This is a genomic window from Paramicrobacterium salitolerans (genome assembly GCF_051513965.1).
In the GTDB taxonomy this organism is placed as follows: Bacteria; Actinomycetota; Actinomycetes; order Actinomycetales; family Microbacteriaceae; genus Paramicrobacterium.
This window is the reverse complement of the sequence record NZ_CP195847.1, coordinates 2,824,353-2,848,332: the sequence shown is the minus strand read 5'-3', so window position 1 is coordinate 2,848,332 and position 23,980 is coordinate 2,824,353. Positions and strand designations below refer to the sequence as shown.

The 23,980-nt window shown below is 63.2% G+C and carries 22 protein-coding genes; 13 read left to right on the top strand and 9 right to left on the bottom strand.

All coding sequences use genetic code 11. From position 1 onward, the window contains the following. The first annotated feature begins 77 nt into the window (after positions 1-77). The 7 genes from ACSAGD_RS13695 (at position 78) to ACSAGD_RS13665 (ending at position 6,661) form a co-directional block, all read left to right on the top strand. A complete protein-coding gene (locus tag ACSAGD_RS13695; protein ID WP_437583322.1) occupies positions 78-995 on the top strand; it encodes a ribokinase in 918 nt (305 codons plus the stop codon). Next, positions 992-2,002, top strand: coding sequence for an ABC transporter permease (locus ACSAGD_RS13690; RefSeq protein WP_437583321.1), 1,011 nt, complete (start codon positions 992-994; stop codon positions 2,000-2,002). The genes ACSAGD_RS13695 and ACSAGD_RS13690 overlap by 4 nt, the downstream gene beginning before the upstream one ends. 68 nt (positions 2,003-2,070) lie before the next feature. Beyond that, a complete protein-coding gene (locus ACSAGD_RS13685; protein ID WP_437583320.1) occupies positions 2,071-3,096 on the top strand; it encodes a sugar ABC transporter substrate-binding protein in 1,026 nt (341 codons plus the stop codon). Then, positions 3,096-4,631, top strand: coding sequence for a sugar ABC transporter ATP-binding protein (locus ACSAGD_RS13680; RefSeq protein WP_437583319.1), 1,536 nt, complete (start codon positions 3,096-3,098; stop codon positions 4,629-4,631). The genes ACSAGD_RS13685 and ACSAGD_RS13680 overlap by 1 nt, the downstream gene beginning before the upstream one ends. Next, positions 4,628-5,083 carry a D-ribose pyranase gene (gene rbsD, locus ACSAGD_RS13675; protein ID WP_437583318.1) on the top strand — a complete coding sequence of 152 codons (456 nt, stop codon included), beginning with the start codon at positions 4,628-4,630 and terminating at the stop codon, positions 5,081-5,083. Before ACSAGD_RS13680 ends, rbsD begins: the two co-directional genes overlap by 4 nt. Before the next feature lie 24 nt (positions 5,084-5,107). After that, entirely contained in the window at positions 5,108-5,818 is a 711-nt protein-coding gene (gene deoC, locus ACSAGD_RS13670) for a deoxyribose-phosphate aldolase (RefSeq protein WP_437583317.1), read from the top strand. 81 nt (positions 5,819-5,899) lie between these two features. Further along, positions 5,900-6,661 carry a GntR family transcriptional regulator gene (locus ACSAGD_RS13665; protein ID WP_437583316.1) on the top strand — a complete coding sequence of 254 codons (762 nt, stop codon included), beginning with the start codon at positions 5,900-5,902 and terminating at the stop codon, positions 6,659-6,661. 100 nt (positions 6,662-6,761) lie between these two features. On the opposite strand, the gene ACSAGD_RS13660 is transcribed toward ACSAGD_RS13665, so the two are convergent. Beyond that, positions 6,762-7,400, bottom strand: coding sequence for a TetR/AcrR family transcriptional regulator (locus tag ACSAGD_RS13660; RefSeq protein ID WP_437583315.1), 639 nt, complete (start codon positions 7,398-7,400; stop codon positions 6,762-6,764). An 86-nt stretch (positions 7,401-7,486) separates the two neighbouring features. Between ACSAGD_RS13660 and ACSAGD_RS13655 the strand changes: the two genes are divergently transcribed. Continuing rightward, on the top strand, positions 7,487-8,323 hold the full coding sequence (locus ACSAGD_RS13655) for an alpha/beta fold hydrolase (protein ID WP_437583314.1): 837 nt from the start codon (positions 7,487-7,489) through the stop codon (positions 8,321-8,323). Positions 8,324-8,471: 148 nt separating this feature from the next. Here ACSAGD_RS13655 and ACSAGD_RS13650 read toward each other — a convergent pair whose 3' ends face one another. The 6 genes from ACSAGD_RS13650 to ACSAGD_RS13625 form a co-directional block, all read right to left on the bottom strand. Continuing rightward, a complete protein-coding gene (locus ACSAGD_RS13650; protein WP_437583313.1) occupies positions 8,472-10,157 on the bottom strand; it encodes an RNA-binding domain-containing protein in 1,686 nt (561 codons plus the stop codon). Between the two features lie 122 nt (positions 10,158-10,279). Beyond that, positions 10,280-10,906 carry a histidine phosphatase family protein gene (locus ACSAGD_RS13645; RefSeq protein WP_437583312.1) on the bottom strand — a complete coding sequence of 209 codons (627 nt, stop codon included), beginning with the start codon at positions 10,904-10,906 and terminating at the stop codon, positions 10,280-10,282. A gap of 1 nt (position 10,907) precedes the next feature. After that, positions 10,908-12,470: an FGGY-family carbohydrate kinase gene (locus tag ACSAGD_RS13640; protein ID WP_437583311.1), complete on the bottom strand. Its 1,563-nt coding sequence runs from the start codon at positions 12,468-12,470 to the stop codon at positions 10,908-10,910. Continuing rightward, entirely contained in the window at positions 12,467-13,927 is a 1,461-nt protein-coding gene (locus tag ACSAGD_RS13635; RefSeq protein ID WP_437583310.1) for an FGGY family carbohydrate kinase, read from the bottom strand. Before ACSAGD_RS13635 ends, ACSAGD_RS13640 begins: the two co-directional genes overlap by 4 nt. Before the next feature lie 38 nt (positions 13,928-13,965). Next, a complete protein-coding gene (locus tag ACSAGD_RS13630; protein ID WP_437583309.1) occupies positions 13,966-15,003 on the bottom strand; it encodes a 2-hydroxyacid dehydrogenase in 1,038 nt (345 codons plus the stop codon). 87 nt (positions 15,004-15,090) lie between these two features. After that, positions 15,091-15,867 carry a DeoR/GlpR family DNA-binding transcription regulator gene (locus tag ACSAGD_RS13625; RefSeq protein WP_437583308.1) on the bottom strand — a complete coding sequence of 259 codons (777 nt, stop codon included), beginning with the start codon at positions 15,865-15,867 and terminating at the stop codon, positions 15,091-15,093. 188 nt (positions 15,868-16,055) lie between these two features. On the opposite strand from ACSAGD_RS13625, the gene ACSAGD_RS13620 reads away from it, so the two are divergent. From ACSAGD_RS13620 to ACSAGD_RS13610, 3 genes are read left to right on the top strand one after another with little or no spacing between them, the layout of a single operon-like run. After that, positions 16,056-17,129, top strand: a complete 1,074-nt coding sequence (locus tag ACSAGD_RS13620) for an ABC transporter substrate-binding protein (protein WP_437583307.1) — start codon at positions 16,056-16,058, stop codon at positions 17,127-17,129. A 51-nt stretch (positions 17,130-17,180) separates the two neighbouring features. Then, complete coding sequence (locus ACSAGD_RS13615) at positions 17,181-17,981, top strand: ATP-binding cassette domain-containing protein (protein ID WP_437583306.1); 801 nt, start codon at positions 17,181-17,183, stop codon at positions 17,979-17,981. Next, positions 17,978-19,246: a sugar ABC transporter permease gene (locus ACSAGD_RS13610; protein ID WP_437583305.1), complete on the top strand. Its 1,269-nt coding sequence runs from the start codon at positions 17,978-17,980 to the stop codon at positions 19,244-19,246. The genes ACSAGD_RS13615 and ACSAGD_RS13610 overlap by 4 nt, the downstream gene beginning before the upstream one ends. Here ACSAGD_RS13610 and ACSAGD_RS13605 read toward each other — a convergent pair. Continuing rightward, positions 19,167-19,904, bottom strand: coding sequence for an HAD family hydrolase (locus tag ACSAGD_RS13605; protein WP_437583304.1), 738 nt, complete (start codon positions 19,902-19,904; stop codon positions 19,167-19,169). The two genes, ACSAGD_RS13610 and ACSAGD_RS13605, sit on opposite strands and share 80 nt — an antisense overlap. Positions 19,905-20,171: 267 nt before the next feature. After that, positions 20,172-21,179, bottom strand: a complete 1,008-nt coding sequence (locus ACSAGD_RS13600) for a LacI family DNA-binding transcriptional regulator (protein ID WP_437585176.1) — start codon at positions 21,177-21,179, stop codon at positions 20,172-20,174. A 188-nt stretch (positions 21,180-21,367) separates the two neighbouring features. On the opposite strand from ACSAGD_RS13600, the gene ACSAGD_RS13595 reads away from it, so the two are divergent. Both ACSAGD_RS13595 and ACSAGD_RS13590 read left to right on the top strand, forming a co-directional pair. Further along, positions 21,368-22,555: a Gfo/Idh/MocA family protein gene (locus ACSAGD_RS13595; protein WP_437583303.1), complete on the top strand. Its 1,188-nt coding sequence runs from the start codon at positions 21,368-21,370 to the stop codon at positions 22,553-22,555. Between the two features lie 39 nt (positions 22,556-22,594). Continuing rightward, on the top strand, positions 22,595-23,803 hold the full coding sequence (locus ACSAGD_RS13590; RefSeq protein WP_437583302.1) for a sugar ABC transporter substrate-binding protein: 1,209 nt from the start codon (positions 22,595-22,597) through the stop codon (positions 23,801-23,803). Positions 23,804-23,980 lie beyond the last annotated feature (177 nt).

The window sequence follows — 23,980 nt, the reverse complement described above, 5'->3', positions numbered from 1 at the left end:
TGAAGTGTTGACTTTTCCAGCACTTCTCTGCATACTCACATGTACATAGTTGTCCACATACAAATTGGTGCTCATCAATGAAGATTGCAGTGATCGGAAGTTACGGCGCAGGCCTCACCATGCGAGTGCCGCGAGCGCCTGAAGCAGGCGAGACGTTGACCGGCGACGCATTCGAAGCAGGTCCCGGCGGCAAAGGGTCAAATCAGGCCGTCGGGGCCGCGCGGCTTGGCGCGGACGTCTCGCTGCTGACTGCGATCGGCAATGACGACTTTGGGCGTTCGGCCCTCACGCTGTGGAGCGATGAGGGAGTGGATGTCTCCAGTATCCTGATCTCTGATGATGCCCCCACCATGGCGGGCTTCATCATGGTCGAGCCCTCGGGTGAGAACCGCATTGTCATCGCGCCCGGCGCCCTTGACCTGCTGAACGAGAGTCACGTGGACGCGTTCCGCAGCGAGATCGCGGCCGCCGACATCGTGCTCGTCTCCATGGAGATCCCGATTTCCGCAGCGGCAGCCGCGCTGCGGATCGCGCGTGAAGAAGGCGTTCGGACGATCCTCAACCCCGCTCCAGCGCGACCTCTCTCGGCAGAGATTCTGAGCAACGTCGACATCATCACGCCGAACCAGACCGAGGCGCGCATCATCCTCGATCTTGACGACGCGCCGCGTGAAGACGACGCTCTGGCACGGCTCATCGCCGAGCGCATCGACGGAGCCGTCGTCATGACGCGCGGCTCGGACGGCGCGATCATCGTCGAGAACGGCGAGGTGCAACAGGTTGAACCTGTTCGCGCGACGCAGGTCGTCGACACCACCGGAGCGGGCGACTCGTTCAACGCCGCGCTCGCCGTTGCCCTTGCCGGAGGCAGTTCGCTGCGCGACGCCGCCGCGTACGGCGCACAGGCCGGCGCATTCACGGTTGCCACGAACGGCGTCGTTCCGGCCCTCCCTACCCACCACGACTTGAGTTCCACGATCGGAGTGTCTCAGTGACCTCAGCCACCGCCACAGCCACCACCCCACGGCGCCCCTCGTTCGACCCGCGCAAGCTGTTGCATGCTCGCGAAGCCGGTGTCTTCGCCGCACTCGTTCTGCTCTTCATCCTGGGTGCCGTCCTTTCGCCGAGCTTCGTGCAGGCCGGAAACCTCCTCTCCGTCGGCCAGCAGATCTCGCAGATCGGAATCATGGCGATCGGGGCGACGTTCGTCATCGTCAACGGCGAAATCGATCTTTCGGTTGGATCCGTCTATGCGCTCTCCGCCATCTCCACAGGCCTTGCGATCGAAGGCGGGACATCATGGCCGCTCGCGATCGTCATCGGCCTCGCCGTCGGCGCGGTCGCGGGTCTGCTCAACGGACTCGCCGTTGTGCTGCTCGGGGTCCCGAGCTTCATCGTCACGCTGGGAAGTCTGAGCGTCTTCCGTGGTGTCGCCCTCCTGATCTCTGACGGCGCTCCTATCTCGCTTAGCTCAAGTGAGCCCGGCGTTGCAGAATTCAGCCTCATCGGCCAGGGCTACCTCTTCGGTGTCATCCCGATGCAGCTCGTGGTCTTCGCTGTGATCGCAGCACTGGGTGTGCTCTTGCTCTCGCGCTCACGCTTCGGCTTCAACACCTACGCTGTGGGCGGGAACCCGGAGGCTGCACGGCTCGTCGGCATTGAGGTGAAGGGCGTGAAGCTGACAGCCTTCGTCATCGCGGGCTTCACCGCGGCCGCCGCTGGTGTGCTCGGTCTCTCCTTCCTCTCGTACGTCCAGGGCGTGACCGGAAGCGGCCTCGAACTGACGGTCATCTCTGCAGTGATCATCGGTGGAGCCGCGCTGTTCGGAGGATCCGGAACCATGTGGGGAACCATCATCGGCGTCGCCTTCATCGGCCTGCTTCAGAACATCCTCAACATCAACGGGATCTCCTCGTTCTGGCAGACCGTCGTCACCGGCCTCGTCATCGTCGCGGCAGTCGCGACCGACACCTGGCAACGCCGCAGAAGGTCCAAGGCCTAATGGCTCACGGCATCCATCTATCTCTCATCCACCACAAAGCTCTGTCATCTCGGACCAAAGGAGGACCGATGTCTGTCAAGAAACGCTTCCGTCGACTGCTCGCGGTAGGAGCCGCAGCCGCAGCGGGCGCTCTCGTGCTCGCTGGATGCGGTGCGATCACACCCGCAAACAACTCCGGCGATGACGGCGAGTTTCAGCTCGCCGACTACATCCAGCAGCGCATCGACGATGGCGAGCCGCTCCGCATCAAACTGAGCTACCACGACCCCTCACTCGCCTTCGCCACTCCCATCAAGGCGGGAATGGAGAAAGCAGGAGAAGAGCTCGGTGTCGACGTGAGCCTCATCGGACCCACGGGTGGGGACGCCGCCAAACAGGTTTCGGAGCTGCAGACTCTGATTCAGCAGCAGGCTGTTGACGGGCTCGCCGTCTCGTCAGCATCCAGTGATGCTCTGAAGCCTGTCATCTCTCAGGCTTACAACGCCGGCATTCCGATCATTTCCTTCAACACTGATAATCCTGGTTCGGACCAGATGGGATTCGTCGGTCAGGACCTCAAAGCATCAGGCGCGTCTGAAGCGGAAGAACTGCTGAAGACCCTCGATGACAACCCGACGGGCAAGGTCGTCGTCTTCTCGCTCGACACTGGAGCCGGCTGGTCGCACGATCGTTTCGGAGGCTTCGAAGACGCACTGAGCGACACCGACCTTGAGATCGTGGGACCGGTTAATGTCGGCAACGAGCCGAGCGAGGCGTACAACACGGTCGAGTCGACGATGTCTGGACAGAAGGATGTCGTGGCGATTGCGGGTCTCGATTGCTGCTCGACCACGGCGGCAGCCAAGTGGATCTCGCAGTCGGGCAACGCGGGGAAGATCTCGATGGTCGGCTTCGACCTGCTCTCCACGACCGCGAGCTACATCGAGAACGATGTTGTCACGTTCACGATCAGTCAGAACCCGACCGAGCAGGGCTACCAGGCAGTCAAGGTTCTCGCTGACTTCCTCCAGAACGGCACCCCGATTGAGGGAATCGACACCGGTGCGCAGATCATCACCAAGGAGAACCTCGACGAAGCCACGGTGGAGGACTAATGGCTCCCGCAGCCGCACTCGTCGAGATCACAGAGCTCTCGCGCAACTTCGGGCCGGTCAAAGCGCTCGACAGCGTCAGCTTCAACGTGATCGAGGGCGAGATCACCGGACTCGTCGGTGAGAACGGAGCAGGTAAATCGACCCTGCTGAAGATTCTGGCCGGGCTCCAACCTCCGAGCTCGGGGTCCGTTCGAGTCGATGGGCAGGAGATCGAGGGCTTCGACCCCAATACCGTGCTCTCCAAGCACTCGATCGCGATCGTGCCGCAGGAGCTGTCGCTGCTTCAGGACCGCACTGTCGCTGAGAACATCCTCGCTGGCATGGAGCCTGGGTCACGGCTCTTCCCGTCGAAGAAGCAGATGGATGCTCGCGCTCGAGCACTCCTCTCGGAGCTCGACCTCGACATCGACCCCAGCGCGAGCGTGCGAGGCCTCGACCTTGCGATCCAGCAGCTTGTGGTTGTGGCGCGGTCCATCGCTCGCGGCTGCAAAGTTCTGATCCTCGATGAGCCAACCGCGATGCTCACTCCTGCTGAGGCAAGCAGACTGTTCGCACTCATGGCGAAGCTCAAAGAGCAGGGAACCACGATGGTGTACGTGTCGCACCGCATGCCGGAGATCTTCGATCTCTGCGACCGACTTGAGGTTCTGCGAGACGGTCGCCACGTCGCATCATGGACTCGCGATGAGGTCACGCCGGATGATGTCGTTGCAGCGATGGTCGGTCGAGAGCTGGAGAAGTTCGATGGCCGTGACGAGCGAAACGTCTCTATCGATGCGTCGCCTGCGCTTGAGGTGTCAGATCTGAGCGGACGGCGTCACGACAACGTCTCATTCGACGTGCGTCCCGGTGAGATCCTCGGCATCGCCGGACTGCCGGATTCGGGCCGCGTGGAACTGCTAGCGAACATCTTCGGAGCCGAGCGTGGTCGCTCAGGACAGGTGTCACTTGCGGGTGTGCCATATGAGTCGAGATCGCCGATTGCGAGCGTGCATCGCAAGCTCGGTCTTCTGCCGGGGGAGCGTCGCGCCCAAGGCATCCTGACGACGATGACTGTCGGTGAGAACGTCGGCGTGCTGAGTACTCGTTCGCACTCCACTCTTGGAATAGTGCAGAAGGGAGCACTTGCCCGGTTCGCGCAGAAGCTGGCCGAACGGATGCGCGTGAAGACCGCGAGCCTCGACACCCCGATCACGAGTCTCTCTGGGGGCAATCAGCAGAAGGCCCTCCTCGCTCGCTGGCTCTCGATCGAGCCTGAAGTTCTGATGCTCGATGAGCCCACACGGGGTGTCGATGTGGGCGCCAAAGTTGAGATCTACGAGCAGCTTTTCGGCCTCGCGGATCGCGGCGTCGCAATCGTCTGCTCCTCGTCGGACCTGCCAGAGCTGCTGACAGCTACAGACCGCATCCTCGTGATGCGTGAAGGACAGGTCGCGGGCATCCTCGAGACTCGCGATGCCACGGAGGAATCGATCATGATGCTCGCCACCAATGCGTCCGCGGGAGAGCTGAATTCAATGAAGGGAACGGAATGAAACGCAACGGAATACTCAACGCCGAACTGAGCGGTGCTCTGGCAACACTCGGACATACCGACCTGATCATGGTCGTCGACGCCGGGTTCCCGATTCCGCGCACCGCGCATCGAGTCGACCTTGCCATCGCCGAGAACCTGCCGGACCTCAGAACTGTGCTGAGCCTCATCTCCGACGAACTGGTCGTCGAAGGAGTCGTGCGCGCTGATGACGTCACGACGAACAACCCCCGGCTCGATGAGTGGCTCCAGCAGACCTTCACCGATGCCGAGTTCACCACTCGTGCGCATGCCGACATGCTTGGCGAACTGGCCTCGCAGGCAAAGGTGATCGTGCGTACAGGGGCATTCGAGCCCTGGGGAAACATCGGCCTGTTCTGCGGGGTCGACGTGCCTCGCTGGTTTGGCGGCGAAGGCGTCATCGCGCCTGACTACTACGCATCCAAGCTCTAAAACTCAACCAAGAGGAAGAAAAATATGACTGATACCACTGCGACCGGCACAGAGATCCTGTCTCCGGCGGAACTGGCACCGTACATCCAGCACACGAAGATCGAAACTGGAGTGACTCGCGACCAGATGATCGCGCACGCCCGCGAGGCGGTTGAGCACGGGTTTAACGCGGCGATGATCCCCGCTTCGTGGGTCCCCGAGGTCGCGGCAGAACTCGCCGGCACCGGCGTCGGGCTCGCTACAGCCCTTGACTTTCCGACGGTCGGTGTAATGACGAGCGCTGGGAAGGCAGCGGAGGCTGAGGCGATCGCCAAGCTGGGTGCTACGCAGCTTGATATCGGAGTGCAGATCGGGTGGCTCAAGAGCGGCATGTACGACGCATTCCGTGATGATATCGCCGGTGTCGTCAACGCATGCGGCATCCCTGTCAAGGTCATGCTCGAGCTTCCGCTTCTCACCGAGACGGAGAAGGAGACAGCCGTCGAGCTCGCGATGGATGCCGGCGCAACGTTCCTTAAGAATGCGTCGAGCGGTCAGATTGAGACGGCGAATCCTGAGAGCATCCGCTATCTCGTTGAGCGTGCACGCGACGGGGTGAAGGTGAAAGCATCCGGTTCGATCAAGTCCTATCGTCAGGCGCTCGGCCTGATTGATGCGGGTGCTGTGCTTCTCGGCACGAGCGCGGGAATGTCGATCATCAGCGACACCGGTGACGAAAACACCGCGAGCTACTGAGACGATAAGTATCCCCGTCTACGTGCTATCGGCATGCAGGCGGGGATACTTGTAGTAGCGCCGCGACAGTAAGGAGCAATTGTGGGGGAACAGGCCAAGGCGAGCAGGTCTGGAATTCAACGCGAACTGCCAGTGGCGATCCACTCTCAGATCTCAGGGCAGTTTCGCTCGAAGATCGCCTCGGGTGAATGGCCAGCGAACTACCGGCTGAAGAGCGAACCTGAACTCGCGCAGGAGCTGGGGGTCAGCAGGGGGACGCTGCGCCGAGCTACGAGCACGCTCATCAAAGAAGGACTCTTGAAGCAGGTGCGAGGCCGTGGAACGTTTGTGACGTCGACCACGATTGAGCCGGCGATTGCTCAAAAACTGAGCACCCTGACCGAAGACTTTGCCAACCAAGGTGTCGAAACGACCACTGAGGTCATCGAAGCTATGCTCATTGATCCACCTCGCCCCATCGCCGCGTTGCTCGAAGTGAGCCCGGGCGGATCGGTGCTGCGACTTGTGCGTCGCCGGAGTACTGCAGAGGGACCCGTTGCTCTGCTGTACAACTATGTTCGAGCGGACCTGACGCCCGGAATTGAGAAGGTCAACTTCGAGAATGCAAGCCTCTTCGGCACGCTCGAAGGGCGATTTGCGCTGAAGATTGCGTCAGCGCGTCGAACATTCAGTGCCCGGGCTGCGGAAGGCAGCGTTGCCGAGTATTTGGAACTGCCGTCCGGCTCACCTGTTCAGTATCTTGAGCAGGTCACGTATCTCTCAGACGATCGCCCTATTGAGTATTCCGATGTCTGGATCCACTCTGGGCGTCTGCGAGTGACCTCGCTGTTGTCACGGCGGTGATGCGAAGCGGGAATCGCGCTACTCTAAACTTTTTCAAGTAGATACGGCTCCTGCAAATATGCGGTTTTCTGTCACTTTAGGCCGCTACTCGAAAGGTACTCTAAACGTGCTTGTCACTGCGGCGTCGAGCTGAGTACGCGGCGAGGAAGGCCTTGACGCCAGCATCCGCTGTTACGTTCAGATCGATTTCTGACCACTCGGCGTGCGGCTCGGCCATCGCCTTGTTCAGCGGGGTTGAGAGGACGAGCCAGTTGAAGTGTTCGGCGGCCATCCGGGGGTCGTCGGTGCGAAGAAGGCCGCGCTCCGTGAGTACTTCGAACCATTCGGTGAAGCGGCGGAACGCGCTCTCAGGGCCCTTCTCGTACCAGGCTCGTGCCAATTCGGGGAAACGTTCGGCTTCGCCGATGACGAGGCGCCGGAGGCGGATGAGGTTGGGCTGCATCACTGAGCGAAGGTACGCGCGCGCGAATGCGGTGAGATCTTCTTCGAGGCTCTGAGTCTGCGGTACCGCGCGGCCGAGTGAATCGACGGAGTCGTCTGCGCTTGCCATGTCGGCGGTGAGCAGTTCGGTGAAGAGCGATCGCTTGTCACGAAAGTGCTTGTACACGGTCTGCTTGGAGACCTGGGCTGCGGCTGCGACAGCATCCATGGACGCTCCGACGTAGCCGCGTTCGAGGAACTGCTCGCGTGCGGCATCCACGATTGCTTGACGTTTAAGCGCGGTGCGGTCAGCTGCCATGGATACTCCTTCAAGAACTAGTACTGGACAGTCTAGTACCCATTGGTTAGGGTTTCGAGTACTGAACCGTCTAGTTCTGGAGGATCATGTCTGTCGCAGATGGCACCCCTGCCGCATCCCGTCTCGCCGTACCGGGTGCAGAGCTGTATTACGAGTTCCGAGGCAGCGGCCCTCTTCTCGTTCTTATCGGAGCGCCAATGAAATCAGACTCGTTCGCGCCGCTCGCTGAGGAGCTTGCGAGTAGTCGAACTGTTCTGACGACCGATCCGAGGGGCATCGGACGCAGCAGCGTCGAAGACCGTGACACCGATTCGACACCGGAGTTGCGAGCGCGTGACCTTGCCGCTTTGATCGAGCACGTCGGCCGCGGTGCCGCTGATGTCTTCGGGTCGAGCGGCGGGGCGGTGACCGCGCTCGCGCTTGCACAGAGTCGGCCCGACCTTGTCGGGACGGTGATCTCACATGAGCCACCGCTGAATGAGTTGCTGCCGGACCGGGAGGAGCTGCGCGCGTCGACGCAGCTGATGTGCGAGCGGTATCTGAGTGGTGATGTGGTGGGTGCCTGGAAGATGTTCATGGACAGCGCCGGTATTCCGGTTCCGTCGGAGATGCTTGAGCAGATGTTCGGTGGAGAGCGTGACCCGCAGGATGTGGCGGACGAGCGCTTCTGGTTCGCCCACGAGCTGCGGCCCAGCACGTGGTGGGAGCCCGACGTCGAGAAGCTGCGTGAGCTCGGCGATCGCCTTGTCGTAGGAATCGGCGCCGACTCAACCGGTCAAGAGTGCGACCGGACAAGCCGTGCCCTGTGCAAGCTGCTGGAACTCACGCCGGTGATCTTCCCCGGAGACCACACTGGGTTCGTCGATCACCCTGAAGACTTCGCCGCGCAGTTGACTAGGTCATTAGCTCGCCGTGAGAGGTAAAGTGTCGCGCGCAGTAGTGTGTTCGAACCGTGAAGTTCGGCAGGTCGTCGACGAGTTGTGTGTGTGCCTAACGAGCCGGCCGACACGTGATGGAGAAAAGCTGATCTGTGTGGAAGCTCCATATCCTCCAACCCATATTCCAAACGTCTCACTGTGCTCGACCGGTGTCCGGAATTACGTACCGAGCGCCGCGCCGCTCTCCAACGAGATTAAGAACACCGCGTTTCCGCATCTCTTGAAGCAGCGCCTTCGCGGACTCTGAAGTCACTGCGCAGAGTTCTGCTGCTTCTCGCCGTGAGATGCTTCCGTGCGCTCGAACGTACGTCAGAACCATCTGTTCCTGCTGCATGGGCTCAAAGTCCTGTACTCGGACATAGCCAGCCTTAGAAGAAAGCTTCCGGTATGTTGCAGCGGTTAACGTGTATTGTCTAGCTCTCCCGTTGCCGCGAAGCTCTACTACTCCGCTTTCGACCATTCGCGTCAACGTGCTCCGCGTGGCTGTTTCGCTCATCTGAGTAATCCTTGCCAGCTCACCGAGCCTAATGCGCGGCCCATCAAGCAGGGCGTGCACTATCTGCAGTTCGGGCAGCGAGAAGGGCCGTCCGCTGCGCTCATCGTGCTCGACGATAAATTTCACCACTGCGAGATCTGCGGAGCCGGTGGGCAATGAAACCCGTACGTTGAAAGAATCGGACCGTGTGTAGTCGGGGACAGTGCGTCCGGTGCGGAGCGTGGACTCGTAGACTCGGTTGACGCCTCGTCCGACTCGTTCGACGAGACCCGAGCGGAAAAATGCCTCGGAGAGAGTCCTGCTTCTTGGGCGCGAACTCGTAAGCAGGTTGTCTAATGTCACACCGTGAGGGAAGCCGCCGGGGTTCTCGACGACGAGCTCATCACTGTTCAGGCGAACGGCGAGGGGGCCCATGAGCGTGTAGTCGCGGTGGACGAGTGCATTAGCAATGATCTCCCGGACTGCGATCGGAGACATTCGCGGTACTGCGACTCGAGTAAGCCCGATGTCGATCTCCTCTTCATCGTTGTAGCGCTGAAGTTGATCGTAGAGGGTCTCGGCAGACTTCAGGAGAGGGTCATGGGCAAATATGTTCTGTCGAACGGACGTGTTGTCTGTAACTTGAAATGCGGTCTCATGAGTTGGGATGAATCGTTGGATGCTTGTCGGATGCCCAAAGAGTAAGAGCGCCCCTCGGCGTACGATCAGTGCGTCATCTTTGCCATCGATTACATTGAGAGCGCGACCCAATTCCACGTCGTCTAAGGTCGACAGCACACTTGAGGTAGTGAGCCCAGCGAGGCGCCGCATCCTTTCAAACTCGTGCGGGTCGAGGTCATCCATCGTCGCCTGCGGCTCTGCGATCAAAGCATAATCAGTCTCAGATCTTTGGATGCGTTCTGCGAGCATTTCGTGCGCGAGAAATGGGACACATCCTGGACGCCCATCACCGCCCAAGGCTCTCCGTACATAGAGCCCCCTCGCGGTCCCTGTCACGAAGTCGCTTTGTGGTACAGAAATAGCGAGGACAACCTTGTCGGAAATCTCGATCAGTTTGACTTCGGTGACGACCGGCGGAACAGTCTTGTTCGAGATCGTGGCTTGCAGACGAAGCGGGTCGGTCGTGTCCCCGTGCCGTGGACGTGCCCCGGTTATTGTGCCATCGTCTTCTACGCCTACGAGAAGAGTGCCGCCTTTGCCGTTAGCAAGACAGGTGACTGCTTCCGCCAGTTTGTCGTCGCTGAAGCCTGCCCTGTCGGATTTGAACTCAACGGTGAGTGACTCGCCCTGCTTGATGTAATCCGCTACCTCGTCAGCGATCATGCACACGATTCTTCCATAAGTTATGGAGATGTGAGTGCCATTGCATGTGGGTCCATAACTTCCATTCCATATTCCATTTCCCTGCTGCCATTTGCGAGGCGAGGGAATCCCGAATGAAAGGATCAGCCGAGGCGGGTGCGGGTGTCTGGCGGAACGTTGAACGCGAGCAGCTGCGCGTTATTCGATGAGGTGTAGGCGAAGGCGGTGAGCGCCGCGTTCGTGACCGAGGGAAAGGCCGCGCGGTAGCGGTTGAGGTCGAGGCCGAGCAGGTGGCAGAGCAGCAGGCGCATAAGCGTCGAGTGCATCACCACCAGAACGCGGCCGTCCGGGTGCTTCGCGCACAGCTCGTCGAGCGCAGGAAATGCGCGCGCGACGGCATCCTCACCCGGTTCACCATGCGGGAGCGGTGTGATTCCCGGTGCCTGGAGGAAGGCGTCGACCTCCGCCGGAAACCGCTCGCGCATCTCGGCGCGCGTGAGTCCGTCACCGTGCCCGAAGTCGACCTCGACGAGGCGGCGGTCCTGGGTGAGAGGGAGGCCCGTCGCCTCCGCCGCGGGAGTCGCCGTCAGCACCGAACGGCTCAACGTCGAACTGCACACAGCGTCGAGGTTCGCGGTCGCGGCCCACTCGCCCAGCTGCTCGGCCTGCTCAAATCCGCGAGGCGTGAGCGCGACGTCGCTGAGCCCGGCATAGCGGTTCTCCGCGTGCCACACGGTCTCTCCGTGACGGCTGAGGAACAACGTGGTCATGTCAGATCCACCCCTTCGCGGTGAGTTCGGCACGGAACGCTCCGTAGGCATCGGCCATGCGCTGGACGTGCGCGGCATCGGGGTCGATAACCGTTCGGATGCGGCTCATCGATGACGCTACCTGATCAAGGGGCAGCGCGGCCGGTCCTGTGGTGCTGTTGCTCGTGGTGTCTGGCATGGAGTCGGCGACAGAGGATGCTCCCGCGCCCCAGCGCGCCAGGATCGCCATGCCGAGGCTGCCCTCCGCGGTTTCCGGAAGCGCGATGGGCCGGTCAAGAAGGGTGGCGCGCAAGCGATCCCACGTGAGGCTCCGGGTGCCGCCGCCGGACGACGAGAATCGGCCCGTCATCGGCGCGCCCTGCGCAGCCAGAACGTCGAAGCACAGACGCTCGACGCACGCCACGCCCGCCCAGACGGACTCGATTCCCTCCTCAAGCGACAGCGTCGTGAGGTCGGCGAGCGGGTGGGATGTGAGAGTGCGGTTCGGGAAGAGCGCGAAGCCCTCGGCATCCCTTGAAAGAAATGGGAAGCGCTCGCCACGTCGCGTGAGCGGATAGCTCGGGATGATCGCGCCGCCGCGCTCGCCGAGTGGCGCATCGAGCGCGGCAAGGTCCGCGTCGGGGAAGAGGGCGCTGAGCGCACCCGCACCGACGTTCGAGGCACCGCCGGGAAACCAGAGATCGTCGTGCGGTGCGCGGTGCGAGTACACGGCTCCGGAGCCGTCGCTGACCGGCCGCGGTGTCACGCCCTTGATCACGAGCGTCGTGCCGACGACGGTGTGCCAGTCTCCGGGCGCGAGAGCTCCCGCGCCGAGCTGCGCTGCGCAGCCGTCGGTCATGCCGGCGAAGACCGGGGTTCCCTGAGGCAGACCGCTCGCGGTTTGCCACTCCGCGGACGTGGTGCCGATGAGCGTGCCAGGAGCGACGACCTCGGGCACCTGGGCGGGGTCGATGGATGCTGCACGCAGCACTTCTGCGGGCCATTCGCGCGTCGTGACGTCGTAGCCGCTCTTGAGGGCGCTCGTCCAGTCGGTGGGAACCTGTCGCCCGATCATCGCGGCGGCGAGCACGTCACCCTGGTGCGCGACCCGGTGACCAGCGGGGAGCAGACCCTCCGCGGCAAGCCATGCGATGCGGCAGAGCGCCCAGCTCGGCTGGATGACGATGCCGAGATCGCGCCAGCGGCCTTCGCCGGCCTCACGCAGGGCCGGCGCGAATGTGGCACCTCGGGAGTCGTCGTACATGAGACCCGGAGTCGTGGGAGTGCCACGTTCGTCGAGGGCCACGACGGTTCCGCTCGTCGAGCAGTACGAGATGCCACCGATCGACGCGCGGTCCGTCGTGCTGAGAGGCCTCATCGCCTGGGCGAGCGCGGCTGCCGCGGCATCCGTCCACTTGCGTGGATTCTGCTCGTGTCGCCCCGACTCGGGGTCGCGGCTGCTCGAGAGCGGATGCTGCCCCGTCGAGCGAATCACTCCGGATTCCGTAGCGACGATCGCCTTCACGCTCTGCGTGCCGAGATCGATGCCGACCCAGAGGGCACCGTCGCGTGTGCCCGCCGTCATGCGTTGTTCCACCGGGCGCGGGCGGCGCGGAGGTCGGCGAGGTACTCGGTGTAGACCGCATCGAGTGCGCGATGCGCATCGGGGTTCGGGTCGAGGCGCGTGCGCTGCTGACGCCAGGCATCCGTGTCGACCGGGTCGCCAAGACGCTTCCACGCGACCTGCGCCGCGCCGCGGATGCCGACCTGGGCTTCATCGGGAATCCAGATGGGTGTCCCCATGAGGTCGGCGAGCAGCTGTGCCCACGCGATCGAGCGCACACCGCCGCCACTCGCGGAGAGCTCGCCGTCGAAACCGAGCGCTTCAAGGCAGTGCCGGGCAGCGAACACCACAGACTCACAGAGCGCCCGCACGACATCAGCGCGTGTGCTCGAGATCGTCAGGCCGGTGAACTGGCCGCGCGCGAGTGGATCGACGAACGGCGCGCGCTCGCCGGCGGGGGAGAGGAACGACAGTGCCCGCACTCCGTTCGCGCCGGGTGGGCTCTGCTCGAGCAGACTCGTAAGGTCGCTCGCTTCAAGCTGGAACATCGAGAGCAGCCAGTCGATGCCCGCCGTGCCGACCATCGACGGCATGACGCGCAGGTAGAGATCAGGGTCCGGCGTGCACAGCCACATTCCGGCCGGTTCGTATTCCGGATGCATCGTCGTGTCGTGCGTGAAGACCTGGCAGGCCAGCGTCGTGCCGATGATGACGGTTCCGTCGCCCGCCTTCTCGGCACCCGCGCCGAAGCTGCAGGCTTGCAGATCGTAGGGGCCGCTGCTCACCGGAGTGCCCGCGGGGAGCCCAAGGAGCTCCGCTCCCGCGGCATCCAGAGTGAAGATCTTATCGGCGGGAGCCGGCGCCGGCAGCAGGTGGCGCCACTGCGCGATGCCGCACAGCTCGAGGGCCTCGTCGACGTAGTCGCGGGCGCGAACGTCGAGAAACGGCAGCGACGCGTCGGAGGCATCCACCGCGATCTCGCCGGTCAGGCGCTGCAGCACCGCGTCGGCGCAGTAACCGGCGACGGCGGCCTTCTCGAGAGACTCCGGCTCGTGCTTCGACAGCCAAGCGAGCAGTGCCGCGTGGCATCCGGGAAACACCCCTGAGCCCGTGAGGCGGAACACCCGATCGGTCACGCTGTCCGCACCGCCCTCGCCCCAGCCGGCGACGATGTCAGAGGCGCGGGCATCCATCCACGACATCGGATTGCGCACGGCCCGGCCCTCAGAATCGCGAAGCCAGAGCCCGTCACCCTGAGCGGTCAGCGCGACAGCTTCGATGGGACCGGATGCCGCAGCCACGACCTCACGCGCCACGCGAGCGACCGAGGCCATCACGTCGTCGAGGTCCTGCTCCACCTGACCGTTCGGGCCCGTGATCAGCGCGGACCCGGTGGACGCATGGTGATGCGAGCTGCCGTCCCGGTCGATCAGCGCGGCCTTCGTCACCGAGGTGCCGATGTCAATGCCGAGAATCATGTCTCACCCTTCTTCTGCTCGCCATCGAGCGGTGGATGTCAGCGGTTCAGAACGTCTGGGTTCGCCAGGTGGTGCAGGGGTTCGCCCGCGATGAAGCGAGCGGCTTCGCCGGCGATGATGGATGCCGCACGCTCAGCGGTCTGCTGCGAAGCACCGGCGAGGTGCGGCGACAGCACGACGTTCGGGGCGTTGAACAGCGGCCACTCCGGCCCGGGCGGCTCCTCGTCGTAGACGTCGAGCGCGAGTGCGCCGATGTGACCGGAGCGCAGCAGCTCGGGCAGCGGTGCATAGTCGAGCAGGCCGCCGCGTGCCGCGTTCACGAGAACGGTGCCCGGGCGCATCCTCGTCAATCTCTCTTCGTTGATGATGTGCTCGGTCTCGGGGCTGAGGCGTGCGTGCAGGCTCACGACGTTGCTGCGTTCGATGAGCTCGTCGAGCGATACCGCGCTGACACCGTCGGCCTCGATGCTCGCAGCATCTGCGTAGGGGTCATACGTGACGACGTCGGCGCCGAAGGCGAGCAGCACCCGGGCGACGATGCGTCCGATGGCGCCGTAGCCGACGAGCCCGACGGTCGAGCCGCCGAGCTCGGTGCCCGCGTTGTCGTGGCTGTAGTAGTCGCCGCGCCAGGTACCGCGCTTCATCTCGGCATCGGCATCGTTGATGTGTCGCATGCCGGCGAGCATGAGTCCGATCGTGAACTCAGCCGCCGCCTGCGCGTTGCGACCGGGCGCGAACGAGACGCGCACACCCGCCGCCGTTGCCGCTTCCAGGTCGACGTTGACCGGGCCGCCGCGGCTGACACCGACGAACTTCAGGTTCGGGCAGGCGTCGAAGACCTCTTTGGTGAAGGGCGCGAGCTGCGTCATCGCCATGTCAGCGTTCCCGACCGCCTCGATCATCTCTTCGATCGTGCCCGTGGCCTCCTTGACGTTGCCGACCGGGCCGAACGGAACCTGCGGCCAGGGGAAGCGCACTTCGGAGAAGGTGAGGTCGGCACCTGCCGCACGCTCACGCAGCGCCTCGACGAAGAGCTCGGGCAGAACAAAGTTGTCGCCGGCTGACAGTACGTGCATGATCCCCACTTCCTGGTGCCTCGACACCGAATTATCACTCAGGATGGTAACACTAACAGTGAGACTGTGGAAGGGAATGCTTTCCGGTCAGGATGCTCGTTTGACGGCGACCGACTCGTCGACCGAGGAGAGGAACTCGTCGGAAACGTCGCCGGTCACGACGAGGTCGGTGAACTCCGCGACGGGCACGTAGCGGTGCAGAGAGGTCTTGCCCACCTTGCTGCCGTCCATCATGAGCACGCGACGAGCGCCCGCGCTCAGCATGACCCGCTTCATCGCGACGACGTCCTGCTCCTGGTGGTACGTCCACGCGGCATCCATCGTCGACGTCGACTGAAATACGATGTCGACCGAATAGCTGTTCAGCCCCGTGATGTCGGGCGGGCCGATGTAGGAGTCGTGCGAGCGCGAGTACGAGCCGCCGATCATGATGAGGTGGATGCTCTCGCTCAGCCGCAGCTCCTCGCCGAGCAGGCGGAAGTTGGTCAGCACGGTGAGCGGGCCGATGTCTGTGAGGAATGGGGCGAGAGCCAGCGCCGTCGTCGAGTCGTCGACCATGATCGACATGCCCGGTTCGATGAGAGAGGATGCCGCCTGAGCAAGCGCTCGCTTCGACGCGGCGTTGCGTGTGAGGCGGAACTCCGCACTCGATTCGAAGACGCTCGTCGGAAGTGCCGAGACACCGCCGTGGAACTTGCGGATGAAACCCTTCGCTGCGAGCTCGTCGATATCACGATGGATGGTCATGAGGCTGCGCCCGGTCAGTTCCACCAGGTCTGCCGCGCTGGCACTGCCTTCGCGCGTCAGATGGTCGATGATCACGCTCTGGCGTGCCTGCCGGCTCAATCGTGCGTCGTCTCCCATAGCGGTGCCTCCGAATTCATCCAAGCATCCGGTCGGCGCTGAGGGCTCCAGATGACGGATGCTGTGCTCCATCCTGTCGCATGATTACCGCCGTGTCACGATGAAATATCATTTTGGGTGTTAACTTTCCCGAAGTTTTCGAGTACTGTCAGGGCTCAAGGTCACATTTCAACGAAGGAGACTCAACGATGAGGACTGGGTTTACGAGGCTCGCCGTCGCCACGGCGGCTGCTTCGCTCCTGATAGGAGCCCTCGCCGGGTGTTCGACGGAGGAGTCGGGCGATGGCGGAGGCGAAAGCGGCAAGATCGCCTTTCTGATGCCGGACCGCGCCTCGACCCGGTACGAGGAGCAGGACTCGCCGCTGTTCAAGAAGAAGGTCGGCGAACTCTGCGAAGGCTGCGAGGTCATGTATCAGAACGCCGACGGCGACGCCTCCAAGCAACAGCAGCAGATGGAGTCGATGGTCGCGCAGGGCGTCGACGTCATCGTCATCGACGCGGTCGATACGACGGCCGCGGCATCCTCTGTTCAATCTGCCCAGGCAGCGGGAATCAAGGTCGTGACGTACGATCGCCCGGTTCCCGACGTCGCCGCTGACTTCTATGTGTCGTTCGACAACAAGGAGATCGGCAAGCTGATCGCGCAGTCGCTCGTCGACCACCTCGCTGACGAGGGCATCACGGACGGCGGACTGCTGATGGTCAACGGTTCGCCGTCGGACGACGCGGCCATGCTGATCAAGGAGGGCTCCGTCGAGGTCGTCGAGGCCAGCGACTACGAGGTGCTCGCCTCGTACGACACTCCGGACTGGGTCCCTCAGAAGGCTCAGGACTGGGTGTCGGGGCAGATCTCCCAGTTCCGCGATGACATCGTTGGTGTTGTCGCCGCGAACGACGGAACCGCGGGCGGAACGATCGCCGCATTCAAGGCCGCAGGTCTTGACGAGCTGCCGCCGGTGACCGGAAACGACGCCGAGGTCGCCGCGATCCAGCGCATCATCTCGGGCGACCAGTACAACACCATCTCCAAGCCGATCAGCATCGTGGCGGAGAAGGCAGCGGAGGTCGCGGTCGGGTTCATCAAGGGTGAGACCCCCAAGGCGGATGCTGAGCTGTTCGATACCCCCTCGGCGCTGTTCGTCCCCGAGGTCGTGACAGCCGAGAACGTCAAGGAGATCATCTTCGACGGAGGCATCTACACGGCTGATCAGGTCTGCAAGGACGAGTACGCCTCGGCCTGTGAAGAACTCGGAATCAAGTAGCGGATGTGGGGCGGCCTCGGTGGCCGCCCCACTGCACAGTTAGCGAAACGTATGGCACAAGAAACTTCTGAGGCACCCGTTCTCTCCCTCCGCGGGGTGAGCAAACGGTTCGGCGCCGTTGCCGCTCTGACGGATATCGATCTCGACGTTCACGCTGGCGAGATCGTTGCGCTGGTCGGAGACAACGGCGCGGGCAAGTCCACGCTCGTCAAGGTCCTCGCCGGCGCACACGCGCCCACCGCGGGTGAGATCTTCTTCGACGGCGAGAAGGTGACGATCGACGGACCATCGCGGGCGATCGAGCTCGGCATCGCCACGGTCTTCCAAGACCTCGCGCTGTGCGACAACATGTCGGTCGTCGAAAACCTGTTTCTCGGACGGGAGCTCTCCCCGTGGGCAGTCGACGACGTCTCGATGGAGGTCGAAGCCTGGGGTCTGCTGCGGCAGCTCTCGGCGAAGATTCCGTCGGTGCGCATTCCGATCGCGGCGCTCTCGGGCGGCCAGCGGCAGACGGTTGCGATCGCCCGGTCGCTGCTCGGCAAGCCGAAGCTCATCATGCTCGATGAGCCGACGGCGGCGCTCGGCGTCGCACAGACCGCTGAGGTGCTGAACCTCGTCGAGCGACTGCGCGAGAACGGTCTCGCTGTCATCATGATCAGTCACAACATGGCCGATGTTCAGGCTGTTGCCGACCGTGTGGCCGTGCTGCGTCTCGGCCGAAACAACGGAATCTTCGACGCGCGCACGACGAGCGGTGACGAGCTTGTTGCTGCCATCACCGGTGCGAGCGACAACGTGGTGACGCAGCGCGCCACGCGAGTGTCCTCTCGAAACGAGGGAGAGCAGTCATGAGGAGTGCAGTGAAATCGAAGGATGCCCGCGGCCCAGCGACCGTCGCAACCGACCTCGCCGATGAGCGGCTGCTTCAGCGGAAAGGCGTGAAGGGACTCGCGCAGGCGGCGATCGACCGAGTGCGCGGGGGTGAGCTCGGACCACTGCCGATCATCGTCGGGCTGGTCGTCATCTGGTCGATCTTCCAGGCGCTGAACCCGGTGTTCCTGTCGCCAGCCAACCTCGTCAACCTGCTCATGCAGAGCGCGGCGCTCGGCGTCATTGCGCTCGGCGTCGCGTGCGTTCTGCTGCTGGGTGAGATCGACCTGTCGGTCGGTTCGGTGAGCGGTCTCTCGGCGGCGGTGCTCGCCGTGACGCTCGTGAACATGCAGCTGCCCATCGCAGTGACGCTCCTGGCCGCTGTGCTGACAGGAACGCTGATCGGCCTCATCTACTCGGCGGTGTATGTGCGGTTCGGGGTTCCCTCGTTCGTAATCACCCTCGCCGGTCTGCTCGCCTTCCTCGGTGTGCAGCTGTGGGTGCTCGGCCCCGAGGGGACCATCAACCTGCCGTACGACTCGTTCATCGTCTGGTTCGGGCAGCTCGCCTTCGTCCCGGTGTGGCTGTCGTACGTGCTGTCGGTCGGCATCGGGCTCGCCTTCTTCGCAGCAAAGGCACGCACGGCTCAGCGACGCCGTGCGGCGGATCTCTCTGCCACACCGATGTCGTTCATCGTCGCTCAGGCGCTGCTGTTGACCGTCGTGATCGTTGCTGTCGTCTGGTACCTCAATCAGGGTCGCGGCGTCGGTTGGATGTTCGTGCTGTTCGGAGCGCTTGTGTTCTGTGTGCAGTACGCACTGCGTCGCACCAAGTGGGGGCGCTCGGTCTTTGCGATCGGCGGCAACCGCGAAGCAGCTCGACGTGCGGGCATCAACGTCTCGGGCGTCATCGTCTCTGTGTTCGCGCTCGGTTCGAGCCTCGCCGCGCTCGGCGGGGTGCTCGCAGCGGGGCGTCTGGCGGCGGCTGCCCAGAGCAGCGGTGGCGGTGACGTCAACCTCAACGCGATTGCGGCGGCGGTCATCGGTGGAACAAGTCTGTTCGGAGGTCGCGGCTCTGCCTACTCGGCGCTCCTCGGTGTGATCGTGATCCAGTCGATCTCAAGCGGCCTGACACTGCTGAACCTCGACTCGTCGTTCCGCTACATGATCACGGGAGCGGTGCTTTTGCTCGCGGTGATACTGGATGCCGCGTCGCGGAAGTCCCGTGTAGCCCACGGTCGCGGCTGACCTTAGGGGACAGGTCATCGATGAGGGCGGGGAGGTCTGCCATCGACCGGAAGACCGTGACATCTGGCCTGTCGAACCAGCCCGCGGGCGTCATGTCGGTCTCGTACGCGAGAACCGTCATACCTGCCGCGCGCGCTGCCTGCACGCCGAATCTGCTGTCTTCGACGGCGATGCAGCGTGCGGGGTCGACGCCGAGCGTCTCGGCCGCCTTGAGGTAAACATCGGGTGCGGGCTTTCCGTTCGGTACGTCTTCGGCGCTGCAGATGCGCCCCTCGAACCGGTCGAGAAGACCGACGGTTGCCAGCGACGAGCGGATCCGCTCGTGCTTGCTGTTCGATGCAACGGCCGTGGGAAGTTCGATGCTGTCGAGAGCGAGCGAGATTCCCTCGATCTCGCGGAGGTCTTCAGCGAATGCCTTGTCGTACCAAGGCTGGTACGGGACAGACCAACCGTCGTCGAGTGCGCGCCCGATGTTTCTCTCGACTTCTGCGATGTAGTGCTCGTGGGAGCACCCCATGAACGACTCGACGAGCGTGGGTAGGTCGGCTTCCCAGCCCAGGTCGGCGAGGACCCTCTGCCCGATCTTCAGCGAGAGGATTTCGCTGTCGACGAGTACTCCATCGCAGTCGAAGACCACGGCATCAATGTCACTTCGCACGGGACATCCGTTCTCGGCTCGATCAGCCGTCTAGATTCTCGGTTGCGCACATCAACGTTGCGACGCGAACTGTGTTCGCGCTCATCGCGAGCCATCCTACTGAGCTTGCCTCAATGAAGCCGGGGTGAGGCGAGGGTTCGCCTGCGGAGATCGTACGAGGTGAGAGTGCTCAGGCAGGGGCCGCGGATGAACGCGCGCTCGCAACCGCAGTCGCAAACCCTGATCCATTCGGATCGAGTGATCAGCCGGAATCAGTGACGATGCTCGTCATCCTCGGACCCGTGATGCTGAACCGCCTTGAGTGAACGTACAAGCTAACAGCGTCTGCGGGAGCGGATGCTGTGGATTTTCGATGCGCTCAATGATCGCGTCGACGCCCATGCGGCCGAGCTCCACGGCCGGCGAGATCATCAGTGTCAGTTGAGGGTCGGCCATCGCCGCCATGTCGGTTGATGAACCGATGGAGATGACCGAAACATCGTCCGGTATCCGGATGCCGGCACGGCGTAGTCCGGCCACGAAGCCGGGAGCCGCGTGCTCATTCATGACCAGTAGCGCCGTCACCTCGCGATGCTCCAACGCGAACTCGGCGGCCAGTTCGCGCCCGGCCTCGGAGTTTTCGTCACACGTAAGCATGACCCCGCTCAGACCGCGCTGGGCCGTCACCTCGCCGAACGTCCCGCGCGCCCGCGCGACCGGACCGTATCCGCTGAGGTTTCCACTTCCGTAGCCGCCGTCGATCAGGGCGAAGCGCGTGTGACCAAGCTCCATGAGATGGTCGATCGCAGCTTCCACCGTCGATTCGAAATCGACGTCAACGAACGCGATGCCCTCGGTGTCGCGTGTGCGCCCGATCAGCGCAAACGGCGTCTTTCGCCGCTCGAGTTCATCGACGCGGGAGTCGTCGAGCTGCACCTCCATCAGCAGCACGCCGTCAACGAGACCCGTTGCCGTGAGCTCCGTCACTTGCTCGGCTTCGTTGCTGATGGGCCACAGCACGAGGTTGTATCCGCGCTCTCGAGCCTGTGCTGCTGCGCTCGTGAAGAATCGAACAGCCGTCGTGCTGAAATGATGTTGAAGCGCCGGATACAGCAGCGCGATGATGAACGTCTTGCCTCTCGCGAGTGCGCGGCCGACCGAGTTTCGGCGATAGCCGAGATCTCTCATCGCTTGTTCGACCCGCTCGCGCGTAGCGGGTGCCACGGGCTTCGAATCGTTGACAACGAACGACACCGTGGCGATCGAAACATTCGCATGTTGCGCGACATCGTGCATCGTGGCCACGAGTTCGTCCTCCGTTGTGCTGGCGCTTAGCAGTCTCTCATGGGCATTCCCCACTTTTAACACGCCATGCGGCTAAGCGCTTAACTTTTTGCTTGACGGGAACAGTATCTCCCCCGATACTCGATGGCGAGTAGAAAGTTAAGCGCTTTACTTTCGATCGACGACAACCGAGGAGCACCATGTTAGCTGCAGAGCGCACGTCAGTGAACGTGGCCGTCATTGGCCACTCGTTCATGGGTAAGATCCACACTCAGGCGTGGCGAACGGCACCGCGATTCTTCGACCTCGGAGTCGAGCCGCAGCTCTCCGTCGTATGCGGCCGCGACATGAAAGCGACCGAGAGCTTCGCCGCGGAGCACGGCTTCGGTCGTGCCGAGAGCGACTGGCGAGCGGTCATTGATGACCCCGAGATTGACATCATCGACATTTGCGCTCCCGGCCACTTGCACGCAACGATCGCGATTGCCGCACTCAACGCCGGAAAGCACGTGCTTTGCGAGAAGCCGCTCGCGAACTCCCTCGACGAGGCGACTCAGATGGCGGCTGCTGCCGCAGCAGCCCGTGTCAGCGGCGTTCGGTCAATGGTGGGATACAGCTACCGTCGTACTCCCGCACTCGCCTACGCCCATCAGCTGATCGACGAGGGCCGGATCGGAACGATCAGGCACATTCGCGCGGAGTACCTGCAGGACTGGATCGTCGATGAGGACTTCCCGCTGGTCTGGCGGCTCGAGCGCGACAAGGCGGGATCGGGTGCGCTAGGCGACATCGGTGCGCACATCATCGATCTTGCCCAGTACATCAGTGGGCACCGCATCGCCGGCCTGAGCGCGCTCACCGAGACCTTCGTGAAAAGCCGCCCACTGCCCGGAAGTTCCAGCGGCCTGCACGCGACGGGCGGAGACGGTCGAGGCGATGTCACCGTCGACGACTCCGCCATCGTCATCGCTCGAACCGATCAGGGTGCGCTCGCGACCTTCGAAGCGACCCGGTTCGCAGCCGGCCGCAAGAACGCCATGCGCATCGAGATCAACGGCTCGCGCGGTTCGCTCGCGTTCGACTTCGAGCAGCTTAACGAACTGTGGTTCCACGACCACACAGCGCCGGCCGCCGAAGCGGGATTCCGCCGCATCCTCGTCACCGAGCCCGAGCACCCATACGCGGGAGCATGGTGGCCAGCTGGCCACGGCCTCGGTTACGACCACACGTTCGTGCACGAGATCGCCGACTTCGTTCGCGACATCGCTGCCGGCCGTGACCCCAAGCCCTCGTTCGACGACGGCCTGCAAGTGCAGCGCATTCTCGACGCCGTCGAGCGGAGTGCGGCGTCGAACGCGGGCTGGGTCACCGTGCAGGCAGAGCAGTGATTGCACCCCCAATACAACACCAAGGCAAAGGAGCCAACCATGCATCATCGCCGGTACCTCTCCGTCCTCGCAGTCGCAGCGGCCGTGCCGCTCGCGCTCACCGGCTGCAGTGGCGGAACATCGAGCAGCGGGTCGGGAGACCCCGACACCTTGACGATCCTCGACTACTACAACAACGAACCCGACAAGACGCTCGTACAAGAGGCGCTCGACCGATGCGCCACCGAGGTCGACGTCACAATCAAGCGCGAGACCGTTCCAGGCAAAGACCTCATTCAGAAGGTGCTGCAGCGCGGGTCGTCGAAGACGCTGCCCGATGTGCTCATGCTCGACAACCCCGACGTGCAGGAGATTGCTGCAACCGGAGGGCTCTCGCCGCTGAGCAACTATGACGTCGACACCGAGGGGTTCGCCGACGGCATCCTTGAAGCCGCGACCTACGAGGGAGAGCTGTACGGCCTCGCTCCGGCCGTCAACACGCTCGGTCTGTTCTACAACGTTGACTTGCTCGACGAGGCGGGCATCGAACCGCCACAGACGTGGAACGACCTCGCGGATGCCGCTGCGAAGCTCACGAGCGGTGACCCGTACGGCATCGCGTTCTCGGCCATCGCCACGTACGAGGGGGCCTGGCAGTTCCTGCCGTTCATGTGGACTAACGAAGGTGACGAGACCGACCTCGACACCCCTGAGGTGAAGGAGGCGCTGCAGTTCTGGGTCGACCTCGTGAACGACGGCTCGGCGTCGAACAGCGTGCTGAACTGGTCGCAGGCCGACGTCAAGGACCAGTTCGCCGCAGGCAAGGCGGCGATGATGGTCAACGGCCCGTGGCAGATTCCAGCGCTCAACGAGACGGACATCAACTGGGACTCGGTGCAGGTCCCCGTCAACGAGGTCGGTCAGACTCCCGTCGCCCCGCTCGGCGGTGAAGTGTGGACGGTTCCCGTGACCGGTGACAAGGAGAAGCAGGCGAAGGCAGCCGAGTGCATCTCGAGCGACGACAACCAGCTCGCGCTCGCCGAGTCACGCTACCTCGTGCCGACCCGAACGGCGCTCGCTGAGGAGTATGTCGAGAAGATGCCCGAGATGGCGTCGTTCACTGAGCAGGTGAAGAACGCTCGCTCGCGCACTGGCCAGCTCGGAGAGGACTGGCCGGAGGCGGCGACCGTGATCTACAACGCCATTCAGCTCGCCATCACAGGCAAGGCTCCCGTCGACGACGCTTTCGCAAAGGCCTCGAACGGATAACGGCGGAAACCACTGATTGGATGCCCCGCCCGTCGGGCGGGGCGTCCCGAAAGGGTCGATGATGACACCAGTGACACAGCTGCCGCCGGAAACGGCAGCAGAGACGACGGATGCGGCGCGCCAGCGCCCCTCGGCATCCCGACCCCGCCGTCGCCTCACGCGCGATGTCGTCGTGAA

Excerpts from the sequence above, each read along its gene's own strand:
- ACSAGD_RS13695 (WP_437583322.1), top strand. The coding sequence starts at position 78 with ATGAAGATTGCAGTGATCGGAAGTTACGGCGCAGGCCTCACCATGCGA.
- ACSAGD_RS13685 (WP_437583320.1), top strand. The coding sequence starts at position 2,071 with ATGTCTGTCAAGAAACGCTTCCGTCGACTGCTCGCGGTAGGAGCCGCA.
- ACSAGD_RS13680 (WP_437583319.1), top strand. The coding sequence starts at position 3,096 with ATGGCTCCCGCAGCCGCACTCGTCGAGATCACAGAGCTCTCGCGCAAC.
- rbsD (WP_437583318.1), top strand. The coding sequence starts at position 4,628 with ATGAAACGCAACGGAATACTCAACGCCGAACTGAGCGGTGCTCTGGCA.
- deoC (WP_437583317.1), top strand. The coding sequence starts at position 5,108 with ATGACTGATACCACTGCGACCGGCACAGAGATCCTGTCTCCGGCGGAA.
- ACSAGD_RS13660 (WP_437583315.1), bottom strand. The coding sequence starts at position 7,400 with ATGGCAGCTGACCGCACCGCGCTTAAACGTCAAGCAATCGTGGATGCC.
- ACSAGD_RS13655 (WP_437583314.1), top strand. The coding sequence starts at position 7,487 with ATGTCTGTCGCAGATGGCACCCCTGCCGCATCCCGTCTCGCCGTACCG.
- ACSAGD_RS13650 (WP_437583313.1), bottom strand. The coding sequence starts at position 10,157 with ATGATCGCTGACGAGGTAGCGGATTACATCAAGCAGGGCGAGTCACTC.
- ACSAGD_RS13645 (WP_437583312.1), bottom strand. The coding sequence starts at position 10,906 with ATGACCACGTTGTTCCTCAGCCGTCACGGAGAGACCGTGTGGCACGCG.
- ACSAGD_RS13640 (WP_437583311.1), bottom strand. The coding sequence starts at position 12,470 with ATGACGGCGGGCACACGCGACGGTGCCCTCTGGGTCGGCATCGATCTC.
- ACSAGD_RS13635 (WP_437583310.1), bottom strand. The coding sequence starts at position 13,927 with ATGATTCTCGGCATTGACATCGGCACCTCGGTGACGAAGGCCGCGCTG.
- ACSAGD_RS13630 (WP_437583309.1), bottom strand. The coding sequence starts at position 15,003 with ATGCACGTACTGTCAGCCGGCGACAACTTTGTTCTGCCCGAGCTCTTC.
- ACSAGD_RS13625 (WP_437583308.1), bottom strand. The coding sequence starts at position 15,867 with ATGGGAGACGACGCACGATTGAGCCGGCAGGCACGCCAGAGCGTGATC.
- ACSAGD_RS13620 (WP_437583307.1), top strand. The coding sequence starts at position 16,056 with ATGAGGACTGGGTTTACGAGGCTCGCCGTCGCCACGGCGGCTGCTTCG.
- ACSAGD_RS13615 (WP_437583306.1), top strand. The coding sequence starts at position 17,181 with ATGGCACAAGAAACTTCTGAGGCACCCGTTCTCTCCCTCCGCGGGGTG.
- ACSAGD_RS13610 (WP_437583305.1), top strand. The coding sequence starts at position 17,978 with ATGAGGAGTGCAGTGAAATCGAAGGATGCCCGCGGCCCAGCGACCGTC.
- ACSAGD_RS13600 (WP_437585176.1), bottom strand. The coding sequence starts at position 21,179 with ATGCACGATGTCGCGCAACATGCGAATGTTTCGATCGCCACGGTGTCG.
- ACSAGD_RS13595 (WP_437583303.1), top strand. The coding sequence starts at position 21,368 with ATGTTAGCTGCAGAGCGCACGTCAGTGAACGTGGCCGTCATTGGCCAC.
- ACSAGD_RS13590 (WP_437583302.1), top strand. The coding sequence starts at position 22,595 with ATGCATCATCGCCGGTACCTCTCCGTCCTCGCAGTCGCAGCGGCCGTG.